The organism is Myxococcus sp. CA033 (assembly GCF_013336625.1).
Taxonomy (GTDB): domain Bacteria; phylum Myxococcota; class Myxococcia; order Myxococcales; family Myxococcaceae; genus Myxococcus; species Myxococcus llanfairpwllgwyngyllgogerychwyrndrobwllllantysiliogogogochensis.
Window position 1 is genome coordinate 84931 of sequence record NZ_JABUMU010000021.1, and the last position, 26000, is coordinate 110930.

A 26000-nucleotide genomic window follows, 5' to 3' on the forward strand; every position below is an offset into this window, starting at 1 on the left:
TGCCATTGCGGTTTAAGATGACCGCATCCCTCGGGGGGACCCATGCGCGCAACTCTCGCCCTCACGCTCCTGCTCGCGGCCTGCGCGAGCACCATGCCGCCACCTCGCGGAGAGTCACGCAAGGTGCTCCAGCGCCCCGCAGGCGCAATCGCCCCTCCGCGGGCACCATCGTCTCCCCAGCGCAACTGGGGGGCCGTACAGGCTGGCCCGTCCACCAAGGCGATGGTGTTCAACTGGTATCCGCCGGAGCCTTTGCCGTCCCAACTCGAGACAGAGCGGCGCTATGCGCTCTGGCGTGATCGGCCGCACGAGCGGCACCACATATTCCCCCAGGCCCAAGAGCTTTATTTCCGGTCCAAAGGCATCGCAGTGCATGACTGGACCGTCATCATCGATGTGGTCCATCACCGGGCCTTGCACAAGGATGGAGACGGGGGACCGTGGAATACCGAGTGGCTTGAGTGGCGCCGCAATACGAGGGGGCGCGCCACCAAGGTCGAGCACTTCGATTTCGCTCGCGAGCTGATACGCAAGTACAACGTGTTTGGTATCCCGGTGACGTACTATCAACACCTCAATCTCCCTCCCCTCCCGCCTCCGTGAGGACGTCATGCGCGTCTACGAGCTACGCACACCAGCGCGCCGGCGGTGGAGCGCGGCACTCCGCGCCACTCGAAAGTGGAGCCTCCCAGGCGTCGAGGACTGTCCAGGATGTCGAGAGACTTGGAGCGGCACCCTCGCGTACCCAGCTGTCGACCTCTCGGGTGTGGACTGGGCACGACGCCTCGAGGAGCCGCGACCGGCGCAGTGGGGTGAGGTGGTGGAGTTGCGCGAGTTGGTGCGGCCCCTGTGTCCTCCCGGGGCGCTCCTCGAGCCAGGGACGGAGTTTGGCCCGGCGATGGGGACCGCGCTCGGGCGGTGGGGGCCCGTGACGCTCACCGACCCCTGGACGGTCTGGGTGCGCACAGACGCGCTCGAGTATCTGTCGGGGCTCCGCGGAATAACGCCCGCGCGCCACGAACTGCGCCGCACCGTCACGGAGCTGCTTGAGCTGCAGATTCCGGCGCGTGGACGGCTGGCCCCCGAGTGTCTCCCAGCCACCGTTGAGGCGCCGTGCGGCGTGTGCGGCCGCGCGGGTTGGCGACTGCCACAGCGGTACTGGCTCGACAGTGCGCAGGTCCCAGACCTGGACCTGTGGAGGCTCGAGGACGCCCCTACCGTGGTCTGCGCGTCCGAGCGATTCGCGCACGCACTCGACGCGATGGAGGACCCCAGTGACATCCTCCTGGTAGAGCTGGCGGCGGAGGACTCCGCTGGCTACAGCGAGCGCCCGCCACGACCAGCGTCGTAGGGCTGGAATCCCCTTCGCCAGGCTTCAGCCCTGCTCGGGGACCCCCAGCCCGGTGACTTCCTGGAGCCCTGTCGGGGTGGCGTGGAAGACGGCGAAGGCGTCCGCCCCCTGCTCCACACTGGCGAGACAGCACACCTGGGAGACTCGGCCGGAGGCGTGGGCGAGGGTGCCCCGGTAGCGCTTGTGCAGATGTCCACAGAGCACGAGCGAGGGCTGGAGTGCTTCGGCCACGAGCCGCGCGTAGTCATTGCCCACGGCCTCGGCGCTGGGGCTGCGACGCTGGTGCGCGAAGTCCTCGCGGTCCTCGGTGGCGATGATTCCGGAGGGCCAGTCATGCACGAGGAGGACATCCGCCCGTTCGAGTCCCAGGGCGCGGTCGATGTCCTCTTCGTTGAAGCAGGTGAAGTCCTTGAGGGACACGCTGCCGAGCAGGGACAGGGGCGGATGCGGCTTCTGGAAGCCCCCTTCGTCATGAATGCCGGAGACGCCGACGACGCGCAGCCCCCTGGGTTCGACGACGCCCACGCGGCCCACGTACCGGCAATTGGTGGCGATCAGCGCGCCCTCGGGGGTCGCGTCCAGGTGGCCGTGCGGCTCGTGGTTGCCGCCGATGAAGTAGACGGGCCAGGGGAAGCGGCGGCGATTCTGGTGGTAGTCCCCGAAGTCGCCCAGGTGCTTGTATCGCGCGGGGGCGGCCATGGTCGCCAGGTCCGAGTCGTCGCGGTGGGGCTCGAAGTCTCCGACCTGGAGCACGAAGGCCAGCTCCCGGTGCGCGTTCTTCGTCCAGGACTGGAGGAAGGACACCATCCGGTTCATCCGCCCGTGCACGTCGCCCACGGCTGCGAAGTAGAAGTCGTCGGGACGGGGGGCCATGGTCGCCTCTCAGCATGACGCGTCCTGGCGTCGGGTGGCGCAGCGACGGGGGCGGGCACAGGGGGCTGACCGGGACAGGGAGTAGTTGTCCGGGCTTCGCAACTTCCCTGGGAGTGTGGAGATAATCCATACAAAGCAGTCGCGGCTGAGTTGCCCCTCGGGCCTGGCCGCAATCCAAACCCCCGGAGATCTCCCCATGACGCGCATTTCCTCCAGTGGAGGCACGCCCACCCGTGCCTCGCAAAGTGACACGTCGGTCGCCGCGGCCCAGCCGAAGCCGGAAGTCCGCAAGCCCGCGGTGACGTCGCAGGACAGCTTCTCCCGCCCGACGCAGAAGGGCGTGGAGCGTGCCGCGGTGGCCATCAACCCGGATGAGTTCGTTCCGGGGCCCACGCGTCGCGATGTCTACAACGACCTCGACGTTCAGAAGATCCGCTCGCAGTCGAACAGCCTCCGGAGCTTCAGCGAGGGTGAAGCCCAGCCCCGCACGCGCGAGGACGCGCTGGCCAACGCGGACCGCCTGCTGGGTGGCGCGAACTTCCTGAAGCTGAGCGAGACCGCGCAGGGCGCCAACATCACCCGCGACGCCAAGGACGTGAACGACGCGGCGGACACGGACCCGGCGTCGCCGCGCCATCAGGCGGCCGTGGCCGAGGTGGAGGCCAACGCGGCCCTGGAGCAGGAGGCGCTGGAGAACCTCTCTCCCGAGGAGCGCCAGCAGTATCAGGAGGTGCGCGATGGGCTGATGGCGGTGGAGCCCGCGGGCGACCCGGTGGCGACGCTCGCGCTCCAGAAGCTGCTCTTGGAGGGCAAGCTGCCGGGTGAAGAGGCGCTGGGCGGCGAAGGAGATCTGCTGGACCAGCTCCACACGCTGCAGACGCAGGAGCTGGGCGAGGGGATTGATCGCGGCGCGCTGCTGTCGGACGTGGTGCAGGAGCTGGCGACGCCCGAGTCCGTCAACCAACGCAACAAGGGCACCTGCGCGGCCACCGCGGCGACCATCCAGCTCCTCATGGAGAACCCGGCGGAGTACGTGCGCCTCGTCGCGGGACTGGCGAGCAGCTCCGGCGAGGTGACGCTGGCGGACGGCGAGACGGTGATGAAGCGCGAGGCGCTGGGGGCCGAGGCGAAGGGCGGAGAGGACGTCCGCTCGGAGAGCCAGGAGCTGCTTGCGCCGGCGTTCATGGAAGTGGCGAACGGCGACAAGGACTACCAGGACAAGACGGACGCCCACTACGAAGACGGGAAGAAGACGCACAGCGGCCTGTACGCGGACGAGTTTGATCGGCTCGCGGAGGCGGTGTTCGACCGGAAGGTCGACACCGTGAAGGGGATTGGCGGGGCCGAAGAGGAAGCGGCGGCGTGGGAGCTCATCCAGGAGCGCACGGCCGCTGGAGAGTCGGTGGCGGTGGGAATGACGTGGGGTTCAGGAGGCCACCAGGTGGTGGTGACGGGCACGGGCGTGGACCCGAAGACCGGCGAGGAGTACGTCGAGTACACCAACCCCTGGGGCCGCACCGAGCGCATGCCGAAGGACGAGTTCCTCAGCCGGCTCAACAGCATGCACACCCGCCCCGAGGAGAAGGGGAAGGAGCTGGACCGCGACCCGAGGCATCCGGACGCGCCCGATCGCATCGCGCGGACCGGGTAGTCGGGCCGGCGTGGCTCAGCCGACGAGCGAGGGCCAGTTCCGGCCGACCCAGGCGCGCTGTTCGACTTCGTCGCGCCAGCTCCGGTCCTCGCGGTCGATTCTGCGCGACGTGGCGAAGAGCCCGTTCAGGGCGGTGAGCAGGCGCTCGGCGAAGGGCGCGTCCTCCACGACGAGGAGCGCCTCGCTCTCCCAGTAGGCGGCGGTGACGTCCAGGTTGGCGCTGCCGATGGCGACGGCGCTGGTGTCGCAGACCATCAGCTTGGCGTGGACGTGGGGGAAGAGCTGCTCCAGCTCCGGCTCCCACTCCGGCATGGCGGGCAGCGCCCATTCGTAGGCGATGCCGCCCGCCTCGATGACCGCGTCCAGTCGACTGCGGACGTAGCGGTCCGCCACCTCGCGCAGCGCTCCACCCGGGAAGTACGTCCGCGCGGAGCCGTAGTGCGGCCGGACGCTGCCGAACAGCACCTCCACGCGGACGCCCCGGCGCACGGCGGCGATGAGCGCGTTCTGGAGTTCGAGCAGCAGCGGGAAGGTGTTCACCAGCACGAGCCGTGAGCGCGCGTGGCGGATGAGCGCGAGCTGTGTGTCGAGCGTGTGGGTGTCCCTGAGTCCTTCATGCAGGACGACCCGGGCCGCCATCGTCCCCACGGATTGCGTGGGTGGGAAGGCATAGGGCTCGCCGCCCGCGCGGGTCCACTCGGACAGGAACGCGCCTTCGAGGACGCTGACCAGGGGCCCTTCCAGTCGCGCGCCACAGTCGAGCCAGGGGATGTCGCGATAGTGCGAGGTTCGTCGCAGGCCCACTTCATCGAAGCCCGTGTAGTAGGGCGCGCCGAGATTCCGGCCCGAGACGAAGGCGCGCTCGGAGTCGATGACGGTCAGCTTGCGGTGGTTGCGTTGCTTGAGCTCGGAGAGGCTGGGCACGCCGACCAAGGGCGCGATGGCGCGCACCTCGACGTGGGGTGTCTCGGACAGAGTCACGAGGGCGGGGTTGAGGGCGCCGAAGGAGTCGTGGCCGCTGTAGAGCGCGTCCGCGAGGAACCGCACGTGGACACCACGTGAGGCGGCTCGCTTCAGTGCGTCCGTGATGCGGGCGGTGACGGCGTCGTCCTCGACGATGTAGCACTGCCAATGAATGGTGCTTCGGGCCGAGTCGATGGCCGCGAGCACGGACTCGCGAGCCAGTCCGTTGTCGAGCTCGAAGTCGATGTGGTGTCCCTCCAGGAGGGGACTGCAGCCCGCCAGTGCCAGCTCCCGTGACCAGGTGTTTGGTGCGTCGGGGATGGGGAGCGGGTCCAGGGAGGTTGCCCGGGGCAGCGCCAGGCACTCCTCGGGGCTCAGCGTGCGCAGGTACGGATGGACCGGCTTGTGCGCGTCGCGAGTGACGACGGCGGAGATGGCGACGCCCGCGGCGGCGAGACGGGTGGCCACGCGCAGGAGGCGCTGTCCGTCGACCTGTTGGGGCACATCGTCCGCGCGAGCGTCGTCGAGCCACGCGCTGGCATCGAGCAGCAGGGGCCAGGGGGTGTCGGGCAGCAGCTCGCGGAGGTGCTCGCGTTGTTCGTCGAGAGAGTCGGTGTCGCGCAGTCTGACGAAGACGAGGTGGTGACGGTCCATCGCCAGGGCGCGCACCGCTTCGAGCGCGTCCTCGTCGAGCTGGCTGTCCACGAGGAACAGGGGTTGTTCGGGCCCGAGCACGTAGCAAGGGGAGAGGTTCCTGGGGGCGGAGGCGCCGGAGAAGGAGAACGCGAGCGGGTGGAGTCCGCGAACGTGGTCGAACCAGGACGCGGTGAGCGCCGCGGTGCCGCCTTCGTGTCGAGTGGTTCCCAGGGTGGTTCCGCCCTCGAACACGGACAGTGGGCCCGCTTCGGGGACGGAGATGCTCGACATGAAGCCGACGCGCTCGACGGAGAAGCGGGGCGCCAATCCGGGGACGGCCACGGAGTCGGAGACGGCGTAATGGTCCTCGAACAACACGGACGCCGTCTGCGTGCGAGGCAGGAGCAGCGTGGGGACGCGAGCCTCCTGGAGGGCCCTGGCTCCCAACATCCCAAGCACCAGGGCTTCCATGTCGGCCAATGCGTCGGCGGGGATGACCAGGAGGTCCGCGCCGGAGCGGAGCGCCGCGACGTCGAAGGCCTCCACGCGGCTGTCGGCGGGGTTCTCGGTGAGGGATTCGACGTGGAGCGTCTGCGTGATGCCCAGGGCGCGCGAAAGGGCCTGGAGGTGCGAGGTCTGCTCGGGCGCCGAGCCGGTGGTGAGGGCGATGAGCTCGGAGGGCAGGGCGCAGCGGGAGAGAAAGGTCGCCACCGAGCCGAGTCCCCGTCCATCTGGAGCGATGGCCACGGCCATGCGTGACGGGGCCCTGGGCGCGGTGGCGGGGGCCTTCCCGATGTTGAGCACGGGGACGTGCTCGCGCAGCGAGAGCGTGAGCATGGCGCTGACCCGGGCACGAGGGGACGTGTCGAGGTGGGGACCGAGGACGACGAGCTCGGCGCCGTGCTTCGTGGCGGCCTCGATGAGTGAGCCGGTATCGAGGTGGGTTTCGAGTGCGCCACTGACCTGGAGTGTGGGGCTCCAAGCGTGCAGGGCGTGTCGAAGCCGGTCCAGGACGGTGAGGCTCGCGGGAGGAGGGGCCTCCAGCTCGCTGCGCTCGGGGACCAGGCCGTACAGATAGACGGCCTCGGGCGAGGCGCTCAGCCGACGAACCGCGTGGAGCACCGCCTCGGACTCCGAGCCAGCATCGAAGACGACCACTAGACGACGGAACATGGCGCGCGCGGTTCCCAGGACAGCCTGTCGCCCGCCTTCACCGACTCACGGCTCCAGCGGTCGACCGAGGAACCATTATGCCGGGATTGAGCCGTGGCGGCGCCCTTCGATGGAGGGAGTCGAGGTTTTGGAGCGGGGCCGGGCTTCGAACTCCCGATGCCGCGCTTTCCTGGAACTCGCCGTATGAAATTGCAGGCGGATTGGAACTGATTGCCTGAGGCAACGAGTCTGGGATTTGCGTGGGGATTTGTTAGTCTTCGGGTTCATGACCATTCCATCGCGTTGCAAGAGGCGTCAGTTGATGGCGCTCGTCGTGGCGAGTGTCATGGGCTGTGGAGACGGGGTGCTCGAGAAGGCGGCCCATGGGGAAGCGGGGACAGTCCCTCGCTCATTGGTGGACTTCGCGGTGGGCATCTCGGATTCGGATGCGGAGACGTTCACCCATCCGGCCTGGGACGGGCTCAACGTGAAGCGGGCGCGAGTCGTCGTGCCCTATGACGTGGCCCAGCGACCCGCGAACGACGCCCGGAGACTGAAGTTCGAGGCGTGGTTGCAGGCGACGGCGGCGAAGGCCGTGGAGCCCTACGTGACGCTCGGACCGAGCGATCTGCGCAAGGCGGCGAATGGGAAGTACCTGGCGCCCACGGACGTGGAGTTCCGCGCGGCCTTCGAGTCATTCCACGCGACGTACCCGGCCATCACCCTGGTGGGAGCCTGGAACGAGCCGAACTTCCCGAACTCCGTCCTGCAGAGCGGAGTCCCGTTGGATGAGCCCACGTGTGCCAGTGAGGACCTGGAGAACTGCGGGCCGCTGAGGGCGGCGTTCTACTACCGGCTCGTCGTGAGCATCTGTCCGGACTGCACGGTGGCGGCGGGGGAGTTCGATGCGACGCCGAACGACCCGTACTGGGATCGCTATCGCATCTTCCTGCGGAGCCACCGGCCCAAGCTGTGGAGCATCCATCCGCACCATGATGCCAATCGCTATCAGGCGAGCGGTGCGCACTGCGTACCGGGAGACCAGGGCTGCACGACGCGGACGTTCGTGAACTGGCTCGGGGGGCTGGATGCGAGCTGGGACGTGGGGCACATCTGGCTGACGGAGGTGGGAGCGTTCTACCGGAACGCGGATGGGCAGGTGTTCGGTGACGTGTCCCAACGAGACACCACGAAGTTCATCCTGCGGCTGCCGAACCTGAGCGGGCGAATCACCCGCATCTACTATTACAACTCCGCGAACCAGTGCTCGACGGCGGCCAACTGCGCCATGCAGGACCGGGGCATCATCGCGCCAGAGCCCTGGGATGGAAGTCCCCTGGGGTATGACACCGCCGGCCGCATCCGACCGTCTTATGCCGTGCTGAGGGACAGGGACACCAACGGGCCCTGAACGCCAGAGTGACAAGGGGCTTGAAAGGCCACACAGCAAGGACAGTAGGGTGCCGCCTCCCCCGCGTCACCCCGGAGTCTGTCCATGAAGCGATGTCAGTGGTTGGGTCTTGGCGTGGCCTTGGTCGCCCTGGTCCTGGCGGGCTGCAATGATACGCAGTCAGAGGAAATCCAATCGTCAGGGATTGAGCAGTCCTCGGCCGTATCCGCCCTGGCGCCCGTGCGTGTGCCGAAGTCGGTGGGCAAGAAGGTCTACGCCCACTTGATGCCGTGGTTCGAGACCCAGGCCTCATCCGGCAATGGGTCCTGGGGCATCCACTGGACGATGGCGAACCAGAACCCCAACAACGTGGATGGCTCCGGCCGGCGGCAGATTGCCGCGCACTACTACCCGCTGATTGGCCCCTATGCCTCCGGGGACAAGGACGTCATCGAGTACCAGTTGCTGCTGATGAAGTACGCCGGTGTGGACGGCGTCCTCATCGACTGGCCCGGCACAGTGAATGCCTGGGACTATCCGAAGAACAAGCAGAACTCCGAGGCCCTCATCGCCCGCACCGCGGCGGTGGGCCTGGACTTCGCCATCGTCTATGAGGACCACAACATCCAGCTCGCGGCGAACGCGGGCATCATCACCGACAAGCTCGCTGCGGGGCGGGCGGACCTGGGCTACCTGAGGGACCACTACTTCCCCCAGGGCAACTACATCCGGGTGAACAACGCACCGCTGCTGCTCGACTTCGGTCCGCAGGCATTCCAGACGCCGTCGGACTGGACGAACCTCTTCGCCTCGCTGTCACCCAAGCCGGCGTTCCTCACGCTCTGGTACGAGTCCCAGGAGGCGGGCGCCAACGCGAGCGGCGAGTACGCGTGGATCTACTCGGACTTCATGGCGGGGCTGAATCACTTCTACGCCAACCGTCCCCTGGGCCTGAAGATGGGCGTGGCCTACCCGGGCTTCCACACGTTCTACAGCTCGGGCGGCTGGGATGGCCCCACCTGGAGCATTCCCCACAACGGGCTGGGCTCGTTCCAACAGACGCTGGACGCGGCCCTCGGGAGCAGTGTCGGCCATATCCAGCTCGCGACGTGGAACGACTATGGAGAGGGCACCATGCTGGAGCCGACACGGGAGTTCGGCTACGGCTTCCTCACCACACTCCAGCAGCGGCTGGGCGTGCCCTATTCACAGCGCGAGCTGGAGCTCATCAACACCCTCTACCAGCAGCGCAAGCAGCACGCCGGCAACGCGGCAAGGCAGGCTGAACTGGACCAGGCCTTCCAGTACCTCGTCGCGCTCCAGGTCGCCCAGGCGGAGGCCATCCTCAACGGTGGCTCCACGCCCACGACGGTTCCGCTCACCAACCCCAGCTTCGAGTCGGGCATGACGGGCTGGTCCACGTGGTCTCCCAATGGCACGGAGTGGGCGGCCTTCAGCGAGACGTACAACGGGGCTCAGTCCGGGGCCTATCACCTGACCCACTGGGGCACGGCGGCGTACGAGGCGTGGACGTACCAGGTCATCACCGGCCTTCCATCCGGGAGCTACAAGGTGAGCGCGTGGGTGCGAAAGGGCGGTGACTTCGGGCTCGCGCGCCTCCAGGCGAAGACGTGTGTCTCGTGCGAGCCGGTCTTCACCTCGCTGGGGACGTATGGCTCCTGGACGCGGGTGGAGACGCCGAGCATCTCCGTGACCGGAGGCACGCTGGAGCTGGGCTTCCACGCCCAGGCCCCGGCGATGAACGGCGCCAACTTCATCCACATGGATTCCATCGAGCTGCGCAGGCAGTAGAGCGTGCACCTTGACTTATCGGTATAGGCAGCAAGTCAAGAAATTGCTGGATGTGGTGCAACTCGGTGGCTAAAGTATCGACTCCCCCAAGGTTGAAGAGGAGTTGCCATGTCGATATCGCAGCGCATCTTGTTGGGCTGTGTCCTGTTCTTCGCGCAGGGCGCATTGGCCGCGCAGGGGCAGATCCTCGCGCGACCCAAGGCGACTGTGCCGGGCATCAGCTACGGCTACTGGGAGTACCTGCCGCAGGGCTATGACGACAATGCCGGGGCGAGCTATCCGCTGGTGATCTTCCTGGGGGGCCAGGGGCAGGAGGGGGATGGAACGGCCTCGGTGGCGGGCTTGGAGAAGCTGATGGCGGTCACCGCGCCGCCTCGGCTCATCCGGAACGGCCGGCACTTCCCGTTCATCCTCATCTCGCCGCAGCGGTTCAATGCCTGGTGGGGCGACAATGAGATTGACGCCATCCTCGAGTTCGCGAAGACGCGTTATCGAGTCGACCCGAACCGCATCTATCTGACGGGGCTCTCGGCGGGAGCCATCGTCACCTGGTCCTACGCGGTGGCCTTCCCGCAGAAGCTCGCGGCGATTGTGCCCATCGCGGGGAACGGCAACGGGATTCCCATCTGCAACATGTGGAACGTGCCGGTGTGGGCCTTCCACGGCACGGCGGATGGGACGGTGTCTCAGTGGGGATCCATCGACCCGGTGAACAAGCTGAACAACGTCTGCAATCCAGCGGCGAGCCCGCCCGCCCAGCTCACGCTGTATCAGGGCGTGGGACACGACTCGTGGTCCCAGACCTACAACGGTTCAGCGGGTCATGACATCTACGCGTGGATGTTGAGCCACTCGCTCTGAGCGGTTGTCGGAGGCTCGTGGTTGGCGTCCGCTAATCCTTCCACAGCATCTTCCACGGATGCTTGCGCAGGTCCGTCACCAGGGTGCGCAGTTCGTTGTAGAGCGTCGGGTCCTTGAGGACGGCGCCAGCGGTGCCTTCTCCAGCCTCTATCCTCGCCAGCACGCGGTCCGCCCGGGCCGCGATGCTGTCCAATTGCCCCACGGCGGCCGTGAGCTTCTCCAAGGCCAGTTTCACGCGCTTCCCATCCTCCGGGCCCAGCTCGCCCGTGACGGCCGCCAGTCCATCCAGCGTCGTCCCCGCGGACTTCGTCAGTCCCGGCAGCTCGCTGCGCAGCACCGCCGCCGAGGCCGCCGCGTCGTCCAGCAGCCGTGCCGCCTTGCCCCCCGGCTGGAGTGACTCCCTCGCGAGCTGAGCCAGCTGCCTCAAGTCCTTCGACGCCGCCGCCAGCTCCGAGGCCAGCACCTTCACGTCGCCCTTGTTCTCCGTCAGCAGCTCATCCAGCGTCTTGGAAAGCCGCGAGATGTTGGTCACCAACCCCGTCACCGCCTCCGGGTCCTTCTCCAGCATCCCAGACATCGTCTCCACGAACTTCGAGAGATGCTCCGCCAGCAAATCCAGACGCGGTGCATCCGTTCCCCGCAAGGCCTCGCCCTCGGGCCTGCCTCCCGGCTGGGTTCCTGGATTCAATTCCAGATAGGGCTCGCCCAGCAGGCCCACCGAGGCCACCGTCACCCGCGCATCCGAGCGCAGCGCCGCCAGCGACTCCGGTGTCACCGCCAGCTCCATGCGCACGGGCAAGGGCTGTCCGCTCGAATCCCTGCGCTCCGGCTGCAGTCGAATCGCCTGCACCCGGCCCACCTGGACGCCGCCCAGCTTCACCGGCGCGCCCTCCACCACGTTGCCCGTGTGCCCGAAGTCCACCGGGAGCACCGTGGACGACCCGAGGCTGAGCTCACCCATCAACCACAGCAACACCAGCACGCCCACCACCGCCGCCAGCACCAGGGCGCCCACCTTCAATTCCAACCGTCGCTCATCCATCCGTCGCACCCTCCATGAACGGCGCCGTCAACACCCGCAGCTCGGGCGCGGAGGACTCCAGGAAGCCCTCCGGCGGCCCCAGGTACGCACACCGACCTCCCGCCACCACCAACACCTGGTCCGCCAGCCCCTTGAGCTGTCGATAGTCGTGTGTCACCACCAGCCCTCCCAGTCCCCGCGTCTTCAGCGACGCGATGACCTCTTCCACCTGCGTGGCCGCTCGCCGGTCCAACCCGGTGGTCGGCTCGTCCAGCAAGAGATAGCGCGGCTTCAACACCAGCGCCCTCGCGATGGCGGCGCGCTTCTTCGCCCCAGGCCCCAGCTCCGGCGGCAACCGGTCCGCCCACTCCAAGAGCCCCACCTGCGCCAGCGCCGACTCCACCGCGTCCTCCGGGGCCTTCGGGTCCGCCAGCCGCACGTTCTCACGGAGGGTCCGCCAGTCGAGCAGGGCAGGGCCTTGCACCAGATAGGGCGCGCGGCGCCGCAGCCGGACCAGCTCCCGCTCCGGCTGCGTGTCCACCCGCTCGCCCCACAGCTCCACGCTGCCGGAGTCCGGTTGCAACAAGCCCACCGCCATCCGACACAACACGCTCTTGCCCGAGCCGCTCGCCCCCGCGATGAACGTCAGCTCGCGCGTCGACACCTCCGCCGTCACGCCGTCCAGCACGCGCCGACCTCCCTCGAACGCGACGCGCACGTCCGTGAAGCGCAGCGTGTCCTCGGTGCGGGTGGGGGAGTCGTTCGCGCTCACAGGCGTAGCAGTTGGAATGCGAGGGAGACACCAAAGTCAATCAACAGACACCCCAGGCTCGCGGCCACCACGCCCTGCGTCGTGGCTTCTCCCACCGCCTCCGCGCCACCCCGGGCTCGCAGCCCCGCCACCGCCGCCGCCAGGGGAATGTACAGCCCACACGCCACGGCCTTCATGCCCGCCGCCAGCAAATCCCAGCCATCCACATACCGGGGGTCCATGAAGGCCCGACCGTCCACGCCGAAGACGAGGCTTGCCACCAGCGCCGCCGACAGCGTCGCGGCCACCGTCCCCAAGGTGCTCAACAGCGGAACGCCCAGGAGCCCCGCCACCACGCGCGGCGCCACCAGGTCCGCATACGGGTCCCCCGCGGACATCTCCAGCGCCTCCACCTGCTCGTTCACGCTCATGGTGGACAGCTCCGCCGCATGGCCCGCCCCCGCGCGCGACGCCGTCAGCAGCGCGGACACCACCGGCCCCAGCTCTCGAATCAGCAGCTCGAAGTACGCCGGTCCGAGCACCGCCACGTTGCCCACGAACCGCCGCGCCTGGCTGTTGGCGATGGTCACCAGCACCGCGCCGAAGAAGGCCATGCCCGACATCACCAGCCACACGCTGCGCCCCCCCAACTCGTGGAGCTGCACCGCGCACTCGCGCCAGGACACGCCCTCGCGAGCCCCAGCCCGCACCGTGCGCGCGAAGAGCACCACCGGGGCTCCGAAGAACGACAGCACCCGGTTCATGCCATCCACCCCGCGAGGACCAGTGTGAGCACGAAGTCGATGACGAAGATGGCGGCGCACCCTTGCACCACCGCGCTCGCCGCCGCGCGTCCCACCGCCTGGGCGCCCCCGCGCGCCGACAGCCCCACCGTGGTGGACACCAGCGAGATGGCCAGGCCGAAGGCGCCCGTCTTCACCACACCTCCCAGGATGTCGAGCGGACTGAGCATCTGCGCGAACGTCCCGAAGAAGATTCGCAGCGGCAGGCCCAGCGTGAAGAGCGCCGCCACGGACTCGAAGAGGATGGCGACCAGGAACGTGAAGGTGCTCATCGCGAGCATGCTCAATTCCATCGCCACCACGCGCGGCGCCACGAGGATGGCGAAGGGGTCCAGGCCGATTCCGCGCAGGCCCTCTATCTGCCCACCCACCTGCATGGTGGCCAGCTCCGCCGCGTTCCTCGCGCCAATCCGCGCGGACATGATGAGGCCCAGCAGCAGCGGACCGAACTCCCACAGCACTCCATAGCCCGCGGCCCACCCGAGGAACGCCCGCGCGCCGAAGCGCTGGATGTAGAGCCCCGACTGCAACACGACGATGACGCCCGCGAGCGCCGCCGTGGCCAGCGCGAGGGGCAGGGAGTCGTACCCGAACTGCACCAGCGCTCGTGCCAGCTCGCGCCGCTCCAGTCGCGGGAGTCCGAGCACCGTGCGCGCCGCCACCAGCGCCAGCGCTCCGATGCCTCGCACTGCCCCCAGGCCCAGGCTCCCCGCGCCGCGCACCGTCTTCAGCCCGGGGCTCTCGACGCGCGGCGGTGGGCTCACGGGAGCACCTCGTCCTGTTCGCGCTCCAGCTCCGGCGCGGGAGGCCCGTCGTACACCAACCGCCCACCTCGGAGATACAGCCAGCGGGGCAGGGGAAGGTCCAGCGGCGCCTCGGGTGCGGCGACAATCAACGTGCCGCCCCGGGAGACCTCCAACAGCACGCGTGCCACCTGCCTGGCCGTCCCCGGGTCCAGGCCCGCGAAGGGGTCGTCCGCGAGCAGCACGGAGGGCCGCGCCGCCAGCGCCCGACCGATGCCCGCGCGCTTCTTCATTCCACCGGACAGTCGCTCCGGCAGCGTGTCGGCCGCGTCCTGCAAGCCCACCGCGCGAAGCACCTCGTCCGCGCGCGCCTCGGCCTCGCGCTCCGGCACATGTCGCCGGACGAGCGGAAGCAACACGTTCTGCCGCACCGTCATCGAGTCGAACAGCGCGTCCGTCTGGAACACCATGCCGAAGGATGCCTGCCGCTCACGTCGCGCGGCGGAGGACAGCCGCGCCACGTCCTGCCCATCCCACAGCACCTGCCCGCGAAACGCGGGGACCAGGCCCGCCAGCGACTTCAGCAGCGTCGTCTTCCCCGCGCCAGAGCGCCCCAGCAGCAGCGCCTGGGTCCCCGGTGGCAGCGCACAGCGCACGTCCGAGAGGACCGTCCGCGCGCCGTGCCTCACTGTCAGGGCTTCAGCGCGCAGGTCCATGGGCTCGCTCTCTCACGGCGTCCAGCGCAGCAGGGTGCCGCGGTGGCCCGTGGCCCACACGTCCCCGGGCCCCGAGCCACCCAGCGCATTCAGCGTCGCCGGCGACTGCGTGGCGGTGCTCCAGGTCGACCCGTTGAAGAAGTGGACGTCGTTCACCTCCGAGGACACCGCGTAGAGGGCGGTGCGGCCGAAGGCCATGAGGGCCCGGAGATCGGGCGTGGCCCCGCCCGTCACCGTCAGTGTCGGCAGTCGAGTCCAGGTGTCTCGCGAGCGCTCCAACAGCAGCGCGCCGTCGCCCGCCACATAGGCCAGCCGAGGCGTCAGGACCCGGACGTCGTTCAGGAAGCCAGTGGCACCCGACACTCCCAACTCCTCCTTCGTCCACGTCGTCCCGCTCGTCGGCGCACGAAAGGCCACGGGGCGGGGCTGTCCATCCACCGTCTCCGCGCCCACCGCGAGCAGCGTCCTTTCATCCAGGCCATGAATGGCCCTCAGGTTGGAGGCCACCTCCGTGAGGACCGTGGGCTGCTCCTGCGTCGCGCCTCCGTCGTCGTAGCGCCAGCGCAGGACGCGGCCCTGACTGGTGACGGCATACAGGGTGACGATGTTGTCCGTGGGGCTCTCGAAGCCGACCAGGCCGTTGATGGCGCCGGCATGGCCACTGGAGAAGCTCTCGCACGGCTCGGCCTCTTCACCGGGCTTCAGCGTCGCGAACCGACCCGCGCGGGAGCCCAGGAAGACGCGGCCATTGCTCGCGGCCCACGCCGACTTCCACTCGCCCTCACAGTTCGTCACGGGCGTGACGGCGTCGTCTTCCACGTGAAGCACACGGCTTGCCGCGCCCGCAAGCCATCCGTGCCTCCTCGAGTACACGGCCACCGCGTCGAACCGCGCGTTCGCATCACCCAGCTCCTCCCGCACGCCCCACGTCGTCGAGGCACAGCCCGTCACCCCGTCATCCGTCTGGCCATTGCAGTCGTTGTCCAGGCGGTCGCACTGCTCGGTGAGTCCCTGTCGCGCCAGGGCGGAGCCCTCGTCACAGTCGGTGTCCTCCCGCGTCGCGCCTGGCTCGGGCGGCACACAGCCGGGCCCCACCCACTGTCCGGCCTCTCCATCTCCGTCGTCGTCCGCGAAGTAGGCCACCGGCTGCTCGCTGCTGGCGCACGCGGAGGCGGAGGGCCCCGCGCAGGCCAGCACCCCGGAGCAGCCCAGCGGCGTCGTGCACGCCATGCCCACGGAGAACCCATCGCTGTCCGCCACGCCGTCGCAGTTGTCGTCCCTGCCGTCGCAGCGAAACTCCGCCTGCCCGGGGTGGATGTCGCCGGCCGTGTCGTCACAGTCCCCACCGCGCGTCGTGAAGCCCGTGGGCGTGATGCAGGCAAGGGCCCGCGGGGCCCCGTCATCGCCGTAGCCATCCGCGTCCGCGTCCGGCCAGAACGGAGTCTCGCGCGGGGCGTCGTCCTCTCCTGCAACACAGTTGTTGTCGACACCGTCACACAGTTCGGTGGCCCCGGGGTGGATGGCCGGGTCTGTGTCGTCGCAGTCCGTGCCGGGGTAGGGCGGCTTCGCGGCGAAGGCTCCATCGCCGTCCAGGTCCTCCGCGCGCAGGTCCAGGCCCAGGTCGGTGACATCCCGGGTCGGAAACCGGGCCTCCGCGGACTGGCTCGCGATGACGGGCCCGGCACACGAGCCCTCGTGCGCCACGGCGGTCACTCGCAGGTCACGACTCCAGCCCGGATGATCCTGGATGACGCCGAGGCGCGTGTCGCTGAGGCGCTCCTCGTCTACCGGCACCGCGCCCGATGCGGTGTGCGACGCGTCGTGCACGTCCACCACCGTGAGCGTCAGGCACTTTGGCCGGAAGGTCGCATACGTGATGAAGACCCTCAGCGCGGGCGCGCTGGCGGGGGTCTCCGTCTTGCAACCCGACAACGCAAGTGTCAGCAGCAGTACACCCACCTGGAATAAACGCATCGCCCGTGCATTCCCCGCCGCGTCGCGGCGCCCGCTGTCGTGACGTACCGCCGTAGAACCCAAGGACATCCGGAACTCCCCCATAGACCGCCGCGCTGGCCATCGTCCAGAAGCCCCCGTCGCAGGGTGCATCCTTTCGCTCGTCGGGCCCCAGCGCGCGCCACCCCGTCACCCATCTGGCCCGAGCCCCGCCTCCTCGCTCATGTCCCCTGTTCGAACCGCCCTCTTCGCGCCCCTCTGTGCCTGGCTGGCCTTGTCTCCAGCCGAGTCCCAGGCGGCCCAGAGCGATGCACCCGTGGCACCCACTCCCTCGCGCGGCGCTGCGGATTCCGCACCCGAGGCTGCGAATTCCGCACGGCCCGCTGCGGAATCCGCACCCGTCGCGCCAGGCACGGCGGCGCCCGCGAGTCCTCCCGCGGACAGCGCGCCGCTGACGCTGGAGCGAGCGGTGTCGATGGCGGCCGAGCGCAACGAGTCAGCGCTCGCGGCCCAGCAGCGCGCCACCGCCGCCGACGCCCGCCTGTCGCGCGCCCGTGCGTTCTTCTTCCCGGAGCTGACGGCGACGGGCACCTATACGCGCCGCTCCAACCAGTCGACGCGTGAGGTGGGCGGGCAGCAGGTCGTCCTCCAGCGCTACAACGCCTTCGGCGCCAACATCGTCGCCCGCGTCACGGTCTTCGACGCGCGCGGCTTCCCGCTGTACCGGGCCGCGCGCCTGGACGGCGAGGCGGCGGGGCTGGAGGCCGTGGAGGCCCGACGTCAGATTTCGTTCGAGGCCGCCAACGCCTTCCTCATCACCCTCCAGGAGCAGCAGGTCTTCCAGGCCGCCGAGCAGCGCATCGCCTTCGCGAAGCAGTCGCACGCGGACGCATCGGCCCGGGCGAAGGGGGGGCTCGCGAGCACCAACGACGTGACACGCGCGGAGGTGGAGGTGGCCACCGCGGAGGTGGAGCTCATCAGCGCTCGCAACCTGGCGCAGACGAGCCGCCTGGAGCTCGGCTATCTGCTGGTGGAGTCGGTGGAGGGCGCGCTCGTCATGCCGCAGGCCCTGCTCGACGACGCGGCCCGGCCGCTCGCGACCCACGACTCCATCATCCCTGGCGCCGTGGAGCGCCGCCCGGACATCCTCGCCTCGCGCCTACGGGTGGAGTCGCTGGAGGCGAACGCGCTGGAGCCGCTGGCGCGACTGCTGCCCTCGCTGGGCGTGGCCGCGACGTACCGGCTCACCAATGAAGGCGGCCTGACGGGCCGCACCGGTGATGGCTTCCTGTCGGCCGACCTCGTCTGGAACCTCTTCGATGGCGGTGAGCGCTACGCGGAGCGCCGTGAGAGGGTGGCCCTGGCGCGCGCGGCGGAGCTGGAGCAGCAGGCGGGCACGCGGCGCGTGGACGTGGACATCCAGCGGGCCCGCGTGGCCCTGGAGAACGCGCGGGCGGCGCTCACCCAGAGCGAGCTGGCGACCCGCGCGGCGCGGCAGAACGCGGAGGAGCAGGGCATTCTCTACCGCCAGGGATTGTCCACGGCGTTGACATTGGCGGATGCCTCCCTCCGGTTGTTCGAGGCGGAGGTGGCCCTGGCGCGCAGCCGGTATGCGTTGGGCGTGGCCCTGCTGGGCCTGAGGGCGGCAGTCGGACTCGATCCCCTGGGGAAGGAACCGTGAAGGCGATGCGACGCGCAGGAACGCTGACGCTGGCCGTGGCCATGCTGGCCATGGGTGCATGCAAGAAGGACGCGGAGGCGTCGAAGGGCGCGGAAGCGGCCCCGGCCGGGAAGGCGGGCGGTCGTCCCGGCGGCGGAGGTCCGGGTGGCCGTGGGCCCATCCAGTTCCCCGTCGAGGTCGCCCCCGTGGAGGCCCGCGACGTCGAGTACGTCGTCAACGCGGTGGGCTCCGTGGAGGCCTTCGAGCGGGTGCAGATCACCGCGCGGGTGCCCGGCGCCGTGGAGCGCGTCCTCTTCATGGAGGGGCAGACGGTGAAGAAGGGCGACGTGCTCGCGGAGATCGAGCCCGCGCGCTACGCCATCGCCGTGCGCGCGGCCGAGGCCTCGTTCGCCAAGGCGCGCGCCTCGCTGGCGGAGGCCCAGTCCGGCGCCGCCCGTCGCACCGCCGTCAATGAGGCCAGCCCGGGCCTGTTGCCCGCCGAGCAGCTCGACACCTTCCAGGCGCGAGCGCGCACGGCGGAGGCGGACGTCGCCTCGGCGCGGGCGGCGCTGGACCAGGCCCAGCTCAACCAGCGCGACGCGTACGTGCGCGCACCCATGGACGGCGTGCTCCAGACTCGCACCGTGCAGACGGGCCAGTACGTGCAGCCCGGCATCGTGATGGCGACGCTCCTGCGCAAGGACCCGCTGCTCTTGCGCTTCACGGTGCCCGAGGCGGACGTGTCGCGGCTGAAGCCGGGCCTGCCTGCGCGGTTCTCGGTGCGCTCGGAGGGCGGCTCGTACATGGCGAAGATCACCCACGTGGCGGAGGCCGCCGACGAGGCCAGCCGCATGGTGCCGGTGACGGCCGAGGTGTCCGCCGAGGACGCGCACCGGCTGCGCCCGGGCGTGTTCGCCTCCGTCGCGGTGCCGGTGGAGACGCGCGGTGGCAGCCCGGTGGTGCCGCAGACGGCGGTGCGGGCCAGCGAGCGCGGCTTCATGGCGTTCGTGGTGGAGGGTGACAAGGCCCGCGAGCGCATCCTGGAACTGGGCATGCGCACGGCGGACGGCCGGGTGGAGGTCCGTGAGGGCCTCAAGGCGGGGGAGCGACTGGTGGTGCGCGGCGGCGAGGCCCTGCGCGACGGCGTGGTGGTTCGCGTGGCCGAGGAGAAGAAGCCCGCGCTGACGGCCGAGCCCCGCGTCGAAGACGCCGGCGGCGGCGAGGGAGCTGGGCGATGAGCCTGACGGAAGCCTGCATCAAGAAGCCGGTCCTCGCCTGGATGATCATGGCGGCGACCATCGTCTTCGGCGTGGTGGCGTCGCAGCGCATCGGCATCAGCCAGTTCCCGGACGTCGACTTCCCCACCATCAACATCAGCGTGACGTGGGAGGGCGCCAACCCGGAAGCGGTGGAGAGCGACGTCATCGAGGCCATCGAGGAGGCGGTGACGCAGGTGGAAGGCGTCACTAGCATCACCTCCAACGCCCGGCAGGGCGGCGCCAACATCACGGTGGAGCTGGACCTGTCGCGCAACGTCGATACGGCGCTCGCGGACGTGCAGACGAAGGTGAGCCAGGCGCAGCGCCAGCTCCCCGAGGACATCGACCCGCCCATCGTCACCAAGACGAACCCGGAGGACCAGCCCATCATCCAGGTGGGTGTGTCCGGGCCCTTCTCGCAGCAGGTGGTGAGTGACTTCGCGCGCTACCGCGTGAAGGAGAAGCTCCAGACGGTGCCGGGCGTGGGTGAAGTCCAGATTGGCGGCTCGCTGGAGCGCAACGTCCGCATCTGGGTGGACTCCGGCAAGCTGGACTCGCTCGGCCTCACGGTGATGGACATCACCGCCGCGCTCCAGCGGGAGCACGTGGAGCTGCCGGCGGGTCGCATCGAGACGTCGGGCCGCGAAGTCAACGTGCGCGTGCTGGGCGAGGCGCTGGACCTGGAGACGCTGCGCAACATCGTCATCCGGGAGCAGGGCGGCCAGCCGGTGTACCTGCACGACGTGGCGTTGGTGGAGGACGGCTTCGAGGACATCCGGCGCATGGCGCGGGTGAATGGCATCCCCGCGCAGGGCCTGGGCATCAAGAAGCAGCGCGGGGCCAACGCGGTGTCGGTGGCGCAGGGCGTGCGCGCGGAACTGGCGCGCATCCAGAAGGAGGCCCCAGAGGGGATGGACGTGGCGGTGCGCTTCGACTCGACGCAGTTCATCGAGGAGAGCGTCCACGAAATCGAGTTCGAGCTGCTGCTGGCCTGCATCCTCACCGCGTTCGTGTGTTGGGTGTTCCTGGGCTCGCTGTCGAGCACGATGAACGTGGTGCTGGCCATTCCCATGTCGCTGTTGGGGACGGTGGCTGTCATCTACTTCCTGGGCTTCACGCTCAACACCTTCACGCTGCTGGGTCTGGCATTGGCGGTAGGCATCGTCGTGGACGACGCCATCATGGTGCTGGAGAACATCTTCCGGCACGCGGAGGAAGGGAAGGACCGGGTGCGCGCCGCGCGCGAGGGCACCGCGGAGATCACCTTCGCCGCGCTGGCGGCGACGATGGCCGTCATCGCCATCTTCCTGCCCGTCGTGTTCATGAAGGGCATCATCGGCCGGTTCTTCCTCCAGTTCGGCGTCACGCTCTGCGTCGCGGTGCTGCTGTCGTACGTGGAGGCCATCACCCTGGCGCCGGCGCGCTGCGCGCAGCTCTTGAAGACGTCCCGCGAGGGGCGCAGCAAGATGGGCGTGTGGGTGGACAAGGGCTTCAGCAAGCTGGAGCACGCGTATGGGCGGGTGCTGGGCTGGGGGCTGAAGCGGCCCTGGCGGGTGCTCGGCGGGGCGGTGGTGATCCTGGCCGCCAGCGTGTTCGCGTTCCGCGCGCTGCCGGGCGAGTTCGTCCCGTCGCAGGACCAGAGCCGGTTGATGGTCCGCCTGCAGACGGCGGTGGGCAGCAGCCTGGAGGAGTCGAATAAAATCTTCCAGCGGGCGGAGGCCTTCGCCTCGTCGCGCCCGGAGGTGCTCAGCGTCTTCGCGGTGGTGGGCGGAGGCGGTGGCAACACCAGCGCGAACGGAGGCTTCATGATGCTGACGCTGAAGCCACCCGACGAGCGCATGCCGCAGGCGGAGTTCCAGCAGATCCTCCGCAAGGAACTCAACAGCTACCCGGGTCTGCGCGCCGTGGTGCAGGACCTGTCGCAGGCGGGCTTCACCGCGCAGCGCGGGTTCCCGGTGGAGTTCAGCGTGCGCGGCTCGGACTGGGACCAGCTGGTCAAGGCGAGCCAGGAGATGCGCGAGAAGGTCCAGGCGAGCGGCAAGGTGGTGGACGTGGACACCGACTACCAGTTGGGCATGCCGGAGCTGCGCATCACCCCGGACCGGGCGCGCGCGGCGGACCTGGGCGTGCCGATTCAAGCGGTGGCGACGACCATCAACGCGCTGGTCGGCGGCGTGCGCGTGGGCAAGTACAGCACCGGAGGCCGGCGCATCGACGTGCGCATGCGGCTGTTGGCCGGGCAGCGTTCCCGGCCGGAGGACCTGGCGATGCTCAAGGTGCGCACGGCGAGTGGTGCGCTCGTCCCCCTGTCATCGCTGGTGACGCAGGAGGAGCGGCCGGCGCTGCAGGCCATCACCCGCAGGGACCGAGAGCGCGCCATCAGCATCTTCGCCAACGTGGCGCCGGGCTCCAGTCAGGAAGAGGCGCTGGCCACGGTGGAGCGGCTCGCGAAGGACCTGCCTGGAGGCGTGCGAGTGGTGCCGGGCGGCGCGAGCGTGGCGTTCCGCGACTCGATGAGCAGCCTGTTCTTCGCGCTCTTCCTGGGGATTGGCGTCGCGTACATGGTGCTGGGAGCGCAGTTCAACTCGTTCCTGCACCCCGTCACGGTGCTCACGATTCTCCCACTGTCGGTGGCCGGCGCGTCCTTCGCGCTGCTGGGCACGGGCAGCACGCTGAACATCTTCAGCATGATTGGCTTGTTGCTGCTGATGGGCATCGTGAAGAAGAACTCCATCATCCTGGTGGACTACGCGCTCCAGCAGCGGGAGCTGGGGTTGGACGCGGTGGAGTCGATGCTGCGCGCCGGCCCCGTGCGTCTGCGGCCGATTCTCATGACGTCCACGGCGACGATGATGGCGGCGGTGCCGGCGGCGCTGGCGCTGGGCGCGGGCAGCGAGACGCGCGCGCCCATGTCCATCGCCGTGCTGGGCGGCCTCTCCGTCTCCACGGTGCTCAGCCTCGTCGTGGTGCCGGCCTTCTACGTGGTCGCCGACCGCATGAAGACGCGGCTGGCCACGTGGCGGGGCAAGCGTCCGGATGACGAGGTCGGCGGTCCCACGGCACAGGCGCGGCCCGGGGGCGAGGAGCCTCGCCCGGCGGCGCACGGCTGAGGTCAGGGGCTCGCGGCTTCACGCCGCGAGCCTCTTTCACCCAGGCGCTGGCGAGGGGGCAGGCGCCGTCACGGCGTCTGGCTGAAGCACGCGCGCACCGTGGACATCGTCAAGGGCACGTCGGTGGATGGGCAGGCGAGTCCACGGCGAGCAAGGAGATGACCCCATGGCGCACGAGACCGAGCTTCCTCCCTCCATCACCCCGGTGAAGGAGCGCGACGAGTCGCTGGACCTCCAGGCGTTCCTCGACGAAATCGGCAACAGCCGCGAGGTCAGCGTCAACAAGGTGGACGCGCGAGACGCGGCGCACGCGGTGCTTTGCACGCTGGCGCGCCGCCTGTCCGACGGCGAGGACGTGAAGCTGATGCGCGCGCTGGGCCCCGACATCGGCGACATCGTCGGGGAGTGCACCATCCTCCGGGGCCCGTCGCATGCGCGACGCATGCACCGCGACGAGTTCATCTCCGACGTGGCGGACCACCTGAAGATTCCGGTGGACCAGGCGGACCGGGTGATGAAGGTGGTGTTCACCGCGGTGAGAGACCGCATCCCCGAGGACGAGGTGTCCGCAGTGGCCTCCCAGCTCCCGGCGGACCTCGCGGACAGCTTCCGCCGGCCGGTGTAGCCAGCGGATTCGCCGGTACCGGGCTTCCCGTCTCCAGGAAGCCCGGCTCGGCTCACGGCCTTCAGGCAGGCCTGGCGAGCGCCGCGTCGATGGCCTGGACCAGGCGCGGGTCCTCCGCCGTCACGTCCGGGGCGAAGCGCGCGGCGACGCGACCATCGCGGCCGATGAGGAACTTCTCGAAGTTCCACTGCACTTCCGGAATCGGATTCGCGTCGATGCCGTAGCCCTTGAGCTTCTGGCGCATCGGCCCTTCGCCCGTGGCGTCGGGGACCGCGCTCGTCAGCTCGCGGTACAGCGGGTGCTTGTTCTCGCCCACGACGGAGATCTTCGAGAACAGGGGAAACTTCACGGAGTAGGTCAGGTCGCAGAAGTCCTTGATCTCCGCCTCGGTGCCCGGCTCCTGGCCCAGGAAGTTGTTCGCGGGAAAGCCGAGCACCTCCAGCCCCTGGGCGTGCTTGTTCTCGTAGAGCTTCTCCAGGCCCTCGTACTGCGGGGTGAGGCCGCACTTGGAGGCGACGTTCACCACCAACAGCACCTTGCCCTTGAACTGGCCCAGCGTCAGGGCGGCGCCGTCGATGGACTTCAGCGGGATGTCGTAGAGGTTCTGGCTCATATGGGCGCAGAGCCTCTTACTTTGGCCCCGCGCCCGTCAATCGCCGCCGTGAGATGTGTCGCCCCGCCTATACGCGGGTGACGCTGAGTCGCGCGAAGTAGTGCCAGGTGGAGCTGACGCCCTGCGCGGTCGTCGACTTGTGCCTCTGGACGATTCGCTCCGCGGATTCTCCACTCTGGTGCTCCAGGATGAGCCGGGCCTCCACGGTGGTGGAGAACCAGGCGCGCACCATGCTGGGAATCGCGTTGGCCGTGCAGATGCTGCCGACGACGAGCACCCGGGGGTCGTCATTCGGGATGGTCTCCGAGTCGCCCCCAGCGAGGCGCAGCCGGCAGTACCCACCGTTCGCGGTGGGTGACTTGTTCGTCACCATTCCGTCCTCCTCCTGTCCGGTGAGGTAGACGACGCTCGAGTAGCCGGAGATGTCGTACGTCCCGGGGGGAACCGTGATGACCCCGGTCTTCAGGTCCAGCCGGATGGAGCGCTCGGGCGAACACGACTCCACGCGGGTGAACACCCGGGTGTTCATTCCGGGCGCCAGCGTCTTCGTGTCTGGCGAGTCCTCGGCGAAGACGGCGAACACGCGCGAGTAGTTCACCGGGGAGGAGGTCCACTGGTAGGTCTCCTCGGTCTTGCCTCCCTCTCCGTCCAGGGTGAGCACCTGGATGTTGTCGTCGCTCCGGCCGCCGGTGAGCCACCGGTCCTTCGCGCCGCCCACCTTCAAGTAGACCGCCCGGCCTCGTTTGACCTCGCCGCTGCCCACCGCCGTGCGACTCTGCATCACCGTCCACTGGTAGCTCGACTCCTTGTCGCCGCCCTCACCGTCGAGCGTGGAGACCTCTCGCTGGCCCTCGCTGCGTCCTCCCGTCAGCCAGCGGGGCTTGTCGCCGCCCACCTTGAGATAGACGATGTCGCCGTAGCGCAGGGGGCCGCTGCCCACGGTGTCGCGGGTCTTCATCAGGGTCCACCGGTAGCTGGACTCCAGGTCGCCGCCCTCGCCATCGCGGGTGTACACCCGCTTGTTGCCGTCGCTGCGGCCGCCGGTGAGCCACCGGTCCTTCGCGCCGCCCACTTGAAGATAAAGGGTCTCTCCATAGATGAGTGTGTCGGTGGTGGGGATGAACTCCGGAGCGGGGAGGGGCTTCATGGGACCGATTCGTGGGGACTCAAGGCTGGCTTTCTCAGACACGGCATCCTCCTGTGGATGCGCTGAACGATGACATACGCCATGAGGAAGCCCGCCGACTGATACGAAGCGATACAATGAGAGACAAAGCGGCTCGCTCGCCAACGGATGCCACGGAAGGGGTATGCTTCAGGGGACGCATTCCTGGCACGGGCACTCTCATGGAACTGAAAAGTCAGACGTCGACCCCGCGTGTCTTCATCGTGGATGACGATACGCAGCTCACGGCGATGGTCGCCGACTATCTGCGGATGCATGGCTTCACCGCGGAGTGTGAGGTCAGCGGTGACCGGGCGGTGCCCCGGATTCTCGCCGCGCGGCCCGACCTGGTGGTGCTCGATGTGATGCTCCCCGGCAAGGATGGCTTCACCGTCTGCCGGGAGCTTCGGGGGGCCTATCCGGGCCCCATCCTCATGCTGACGGGGAGGGGCGCAGAGGTGGACGAAGTCGTGGGGCTGGAGAGCGGCGCCGACGACTACCTGCCGAAGCCAGTCAGCCCCCGCGTGCTCCTGGCGCGGCTGCGGGCGCTCTTGCGCCGCACGAGCACGGCGCCCGCGACGGAGCCTGGCCCCGTTCGCGTCGGCGAACTCACGGTCGACCCGGCTCGCAGAACGGCCCATCTGCGGGGGGCGGCGCTCGACCTGACTTCGGGCGAGCTGGACGTGCTGTTCCTGCTGATGACGCATGCGGGGCAGGTCGTGAGCCGGCAGCTCATGTACCAGCGGCTTCGGGGCGTGGAGCAGGATGACATCGACCGCTCCGTGGATCTCCGCGTCTCGCGTCTGCGTCACAAGCTGCGCGAAGCCTCCGGCGAGGCGGACGTCATCAAGACGGTCCGTGGGGTCGGCTACCTCTTCACCGTGAGCTGACC

General features: G+C 69.1%; 21 protein-coding genes. 11 read left to right on the forward strand and 10 right to left on the reverse strand.

Features of this window, described 5'->3' with window-relative positions; all coding sequences use genetic code 11:
- The first annotated feature begins 42 nt into the window (after positions 1-42).
- Together HUA78_RS34330 and HUA78_RS34335 are read left to right on the forward strand one after the other, a co-directional pair.
- Positions 43-603, forward strand: coding sequence for a TIGR02269 family lipoprotein (locus tag HUA78_RS34330; RefSeq protein ID WP_174478095.1), 561 nt, complete (start codon positions 43-45; stop codon positions 601-603).
- Positions 604-610: 7 nt separating this feature from the next.
- Positions 611-1351, forward strand: coding sequence for a double-CXXCG motif protein (locus tag HUA78_RS34335; RefSeq protein WP_174478096.1), 741 nt, complete (start codon positions 611-613; stop codon positions 1349-1351).
- A gap of 24 nt (positions 1352-1375) precedes the next feature.
- Here the strand turns inward: HUA78_RS34335 and HUA78_RS34340 are convergent, their stop codons facing one another.
- Complete coding sequence (locus tag HUA78_RS34340) at positions 1376-2224, reverse strand: metallophosphoesterase (RefSeq protein WP_174478097.1); 849 nt, start codon at positions 2222-2224, stop codon at positions 1376-1378.
- Positions 2225-2420: 196 nt separating this feature from the next.
- Between HUA78_RS34340 and HUA78_RS34345 the strand changes: the two genes are divergently transcribed.
- Positions 2421-3875: a hypothetical protein gene (locus HUA78_RS34345; protein ID WP_174463699.1), complete on the forward strand. Its 1455-nt coding sequence runs from the start codon at positions 2421-2423 to the stop codon at positions 3873-3875.
- A 15-nt stretch (positions 3876-3890) separates the two neighbouring features.
- On the opposite strand, the gene HUA78_RS34350 is transcribed toward HUA78_RS34345, so the two are convergent.
- Positions 3891-6647 carry a phosphatidylserine/phosphatidylglycerophosphate/cardiolipin synthase family protein gene (locus HUA78_RS34350; protein ID WP_174478098.1) on the reverse strand — a complete coding sequence of 919 codons (2757 nt, stop codon included), beginning with the start codon at positions 6645-6647 and terminating at the stop codon, positions 3891-3893.
- Between the two features lie 265 nt (positions 6648-6912).
- On the opposite strand from HUA78_RS34350, the gene HUA78_RS34355 reads away from it, so the two are divergent.
- The 3 genes from HUA78_RS34355 (at position 6913) to HUA78_RS34365 (ending at position 10689) form a co-directional block, all read left to right on the forward strand.
- Positions 6913-8037 carry a hypothetical protein gene (locus HUA78_RS34355; RefSeq protein WP_217442697.1) on the forward strand — a complete coding sequence of 375 codons (1125 nt, stop codon included), beginning with the start codon at positions 6913-6915 and terminating at the stop codon, positions 8035-8037.
- Positions 8038-8121: 84 nt separating this feature from the next.
- Positions 8122-9828 carry a glycoside hydrolase family 71/99-like protein gene (locus HUA78_RS34360; RefSeq protein WP_174478100.1) on the forward strand — a complete coding sequence of 569 codons (1707 nt, stop codon included), beginning with the start codon at positions 8122-8124 and terminating at the stop codon, positions 9826-9828.
- Positions 9829-9936: 108 nt separating this feature from the next.
- Positions 9937-10689 (forward strand): dienelactone hydrolase family protein, encoded by a 753-nt coding sequence (locus HUA78_RS34365; RefSeq protein WP_141646126.1) that lies wholly within the window; start codon positions 9937-9939, stop codon positions 10687-10689.
- 31 nt (positions 10690-10720) lie between these two features.
- On the opposite strand, the gene HUA78_RS34370 is transcribed toward HUA78_RS34365, so the two are convergent.
- From HUA78_RS34370 to HUA78_RS34395, 6 genes are read right to left on the reverse strand one after another with little or no spacing between them, the layout of a single operon-like run.
- On the reverse strand, positions 10721-11731 hold the full coding sequence (locus HUA78_RS34370) for an MCE family protein (protein WP_174458275.1): 1011 nt from the start codon (positions 11729-11731) through the stop codon (positions 10721-10723).
- Positions 11724-12482 (reverse strand): ATP-binding cassette domain-containing protein, encoded by a 759-nt coding sequence (locus HUA78_RS34375; RefSeq protein WP_141646128.1) that lies wholly within the window; start codon positions 12480-12482, stop codon positions 11724-11726. The genes HUA78_RS34370 and HUA78_RS34375 overlap by 8 nt, the downstream gene beginning before the upstream one ends.
- Positions 12479-13225, reverse strand: coding sequence for an ABC transporter permease (locus HUA78_RS34380; protein WP_141646129.1), 747 nt, complete (start codon positions 13223-13225; stop codon positions 12479-12481). The genes HUA78_RS34375 and HUA78_RS34380 overlap by 4 nt, the downstream gene beginning before the upstream one ends.
- Positions 13222-14028: an ABC transporter permease gene (locus tag HUA78_RS34385; RefSeq protein ID WP_246137529.1), complete on the reverse strand. Its 807-nt coding sequence runs from the start codon at positions 14026-14028 to the stop codon at positions 13222-13224. Before HUA78_RS34385 ends, HUA78_RS34380 begins: the two co-directional genes overlap by 4 nt.
- Positions 14025-14723: an ABC transporter ATP-binding protein gene (locus HUA78_RS34390; RefSeq protein WP_174458276.1), complete on the reverse strand. Its 699-nt coding sequence runs from the start codon at positions 14721-14723 to the stop codon at positions 14025-14027. Before HUA78_RS34390 ends, HUA78_RS34385 begins: the two co-directional genes overlap by 4 nt.
- Before the next feature lie 12 nt (positions 14724-14735).
- Positions 14736-16697 (reverse strand): putative metal-binding motif-containing protein, encoded by a 1962-nt coding sequence (locus HUA78_RS34395; protein WP_174468171.1) that lies wholly within the window; start codon positions 16695-16697, stop codon positions 14736-14738.
- A 202-nt stretch (positions 16698-16899) separates the two neighbouring features.
- Here HUA78_RS34395 and HUA78_RS34400 point away from each other — a divergent pair, with 202 nt between their 5' ends.
- The 4 genes from HUA78_RS34400 (at position 16900) to HUA78_RS34415 (ending at position 23330) form a co-directional block, all read left to right on the forward strand.
- The gene (locus HUA78_RS34400; protein WP_174468169.1) at positions 16900-18357 is read left to right on the forward strand and encodes a TolC family protein; all 1458 of its coding nucleotides are present in this window, start codon (positions 16900-16902) and stop codon (positions 18355-18357) included.
- Between the two features lie 5 nt (positions 18358-18362).
- Positions 18363-19574 (forward strand): efflux RND transporter periplasmic adaptor subunit, encoded by a 1212-nt coding sequence (locus HUA78_RS34405; RefSeq protein WP_174468168.1) that lies wholly within the window; start codon positions 18363-18365, stop codon positions 19572-19574.
- Positions 19571-22705 (forward strand): efflux RND transporter permease subunit, encoded by a 3135-nt coding sequence (locus HUA78_RS34410; RefSeq protein ID WP_174458279.1) that lies wholly within the window; start codon positions 19571-19573, stop codon positions 22703-22705. Before HUA78_RS34405 ends, HUA78_RS34410 begins: the two co-directional genes overlap by 4 nt.
- 166 nt (positions 22706-22871) lie before the next feature.
- Positions 22872-23330 (forward strand): DUF2267 domain-containing protein, encoded by a 459-nt coding sequence (locus HUA78_RS34415; RefSeq protein WP_141646807.1) that lies wholly within the window; start codon positions 22872-22874, stop codon positions 23328-23330.
- 61 nt (positions 23331-23391) lie between these two features.
- On the opposite strand, the gene HUA78_RS34420 is transcribed toward HUA78_RS34415, so the two are convergent.
- Together HUA78_RS34420 and HUA78_RS34425 are read right to left on the reverse strand one after the other, a co-directional pair.
- Entirely contained in the window at positions 23392-23943 is a 552-nt protein-coding gene (locus HUA78_RS34420; protein ID WP_174463707.1) for a glutathione peroxidase, read from the reverse strand.
- A 67-nt stretch (positions 23944-24010) separates the two neighbouring features.
- On the reverse strand, positions 24011-25090 hold the full coding sequence (locus tag HUA78_RS34425; RefSeq protein ID WP_174478101.1) for a hypothetical protein: 1080 nt from the start codon (positions 25088-25090) through the stop codon (positions 24011-24013).
- Positions 25091-25290: 200 nt separating this feature from the next.
- Here HUA78_RS34425 and HUA78_RS34430 point away from each other — a divergent pair, with 200 nt between their 5' ends.
- Positions 25291-25998: a response regulator gene (locus HUA78_RS34430; RefSeq protein WP_174458282.1), complete on the forward strand. Its 708-nt coding sequence runs from the start codon at positions 25291-25293 to the stop codon at positions 25996-25998.
- Positions 25999-26000: the final 2 nt, after the last annotated feature.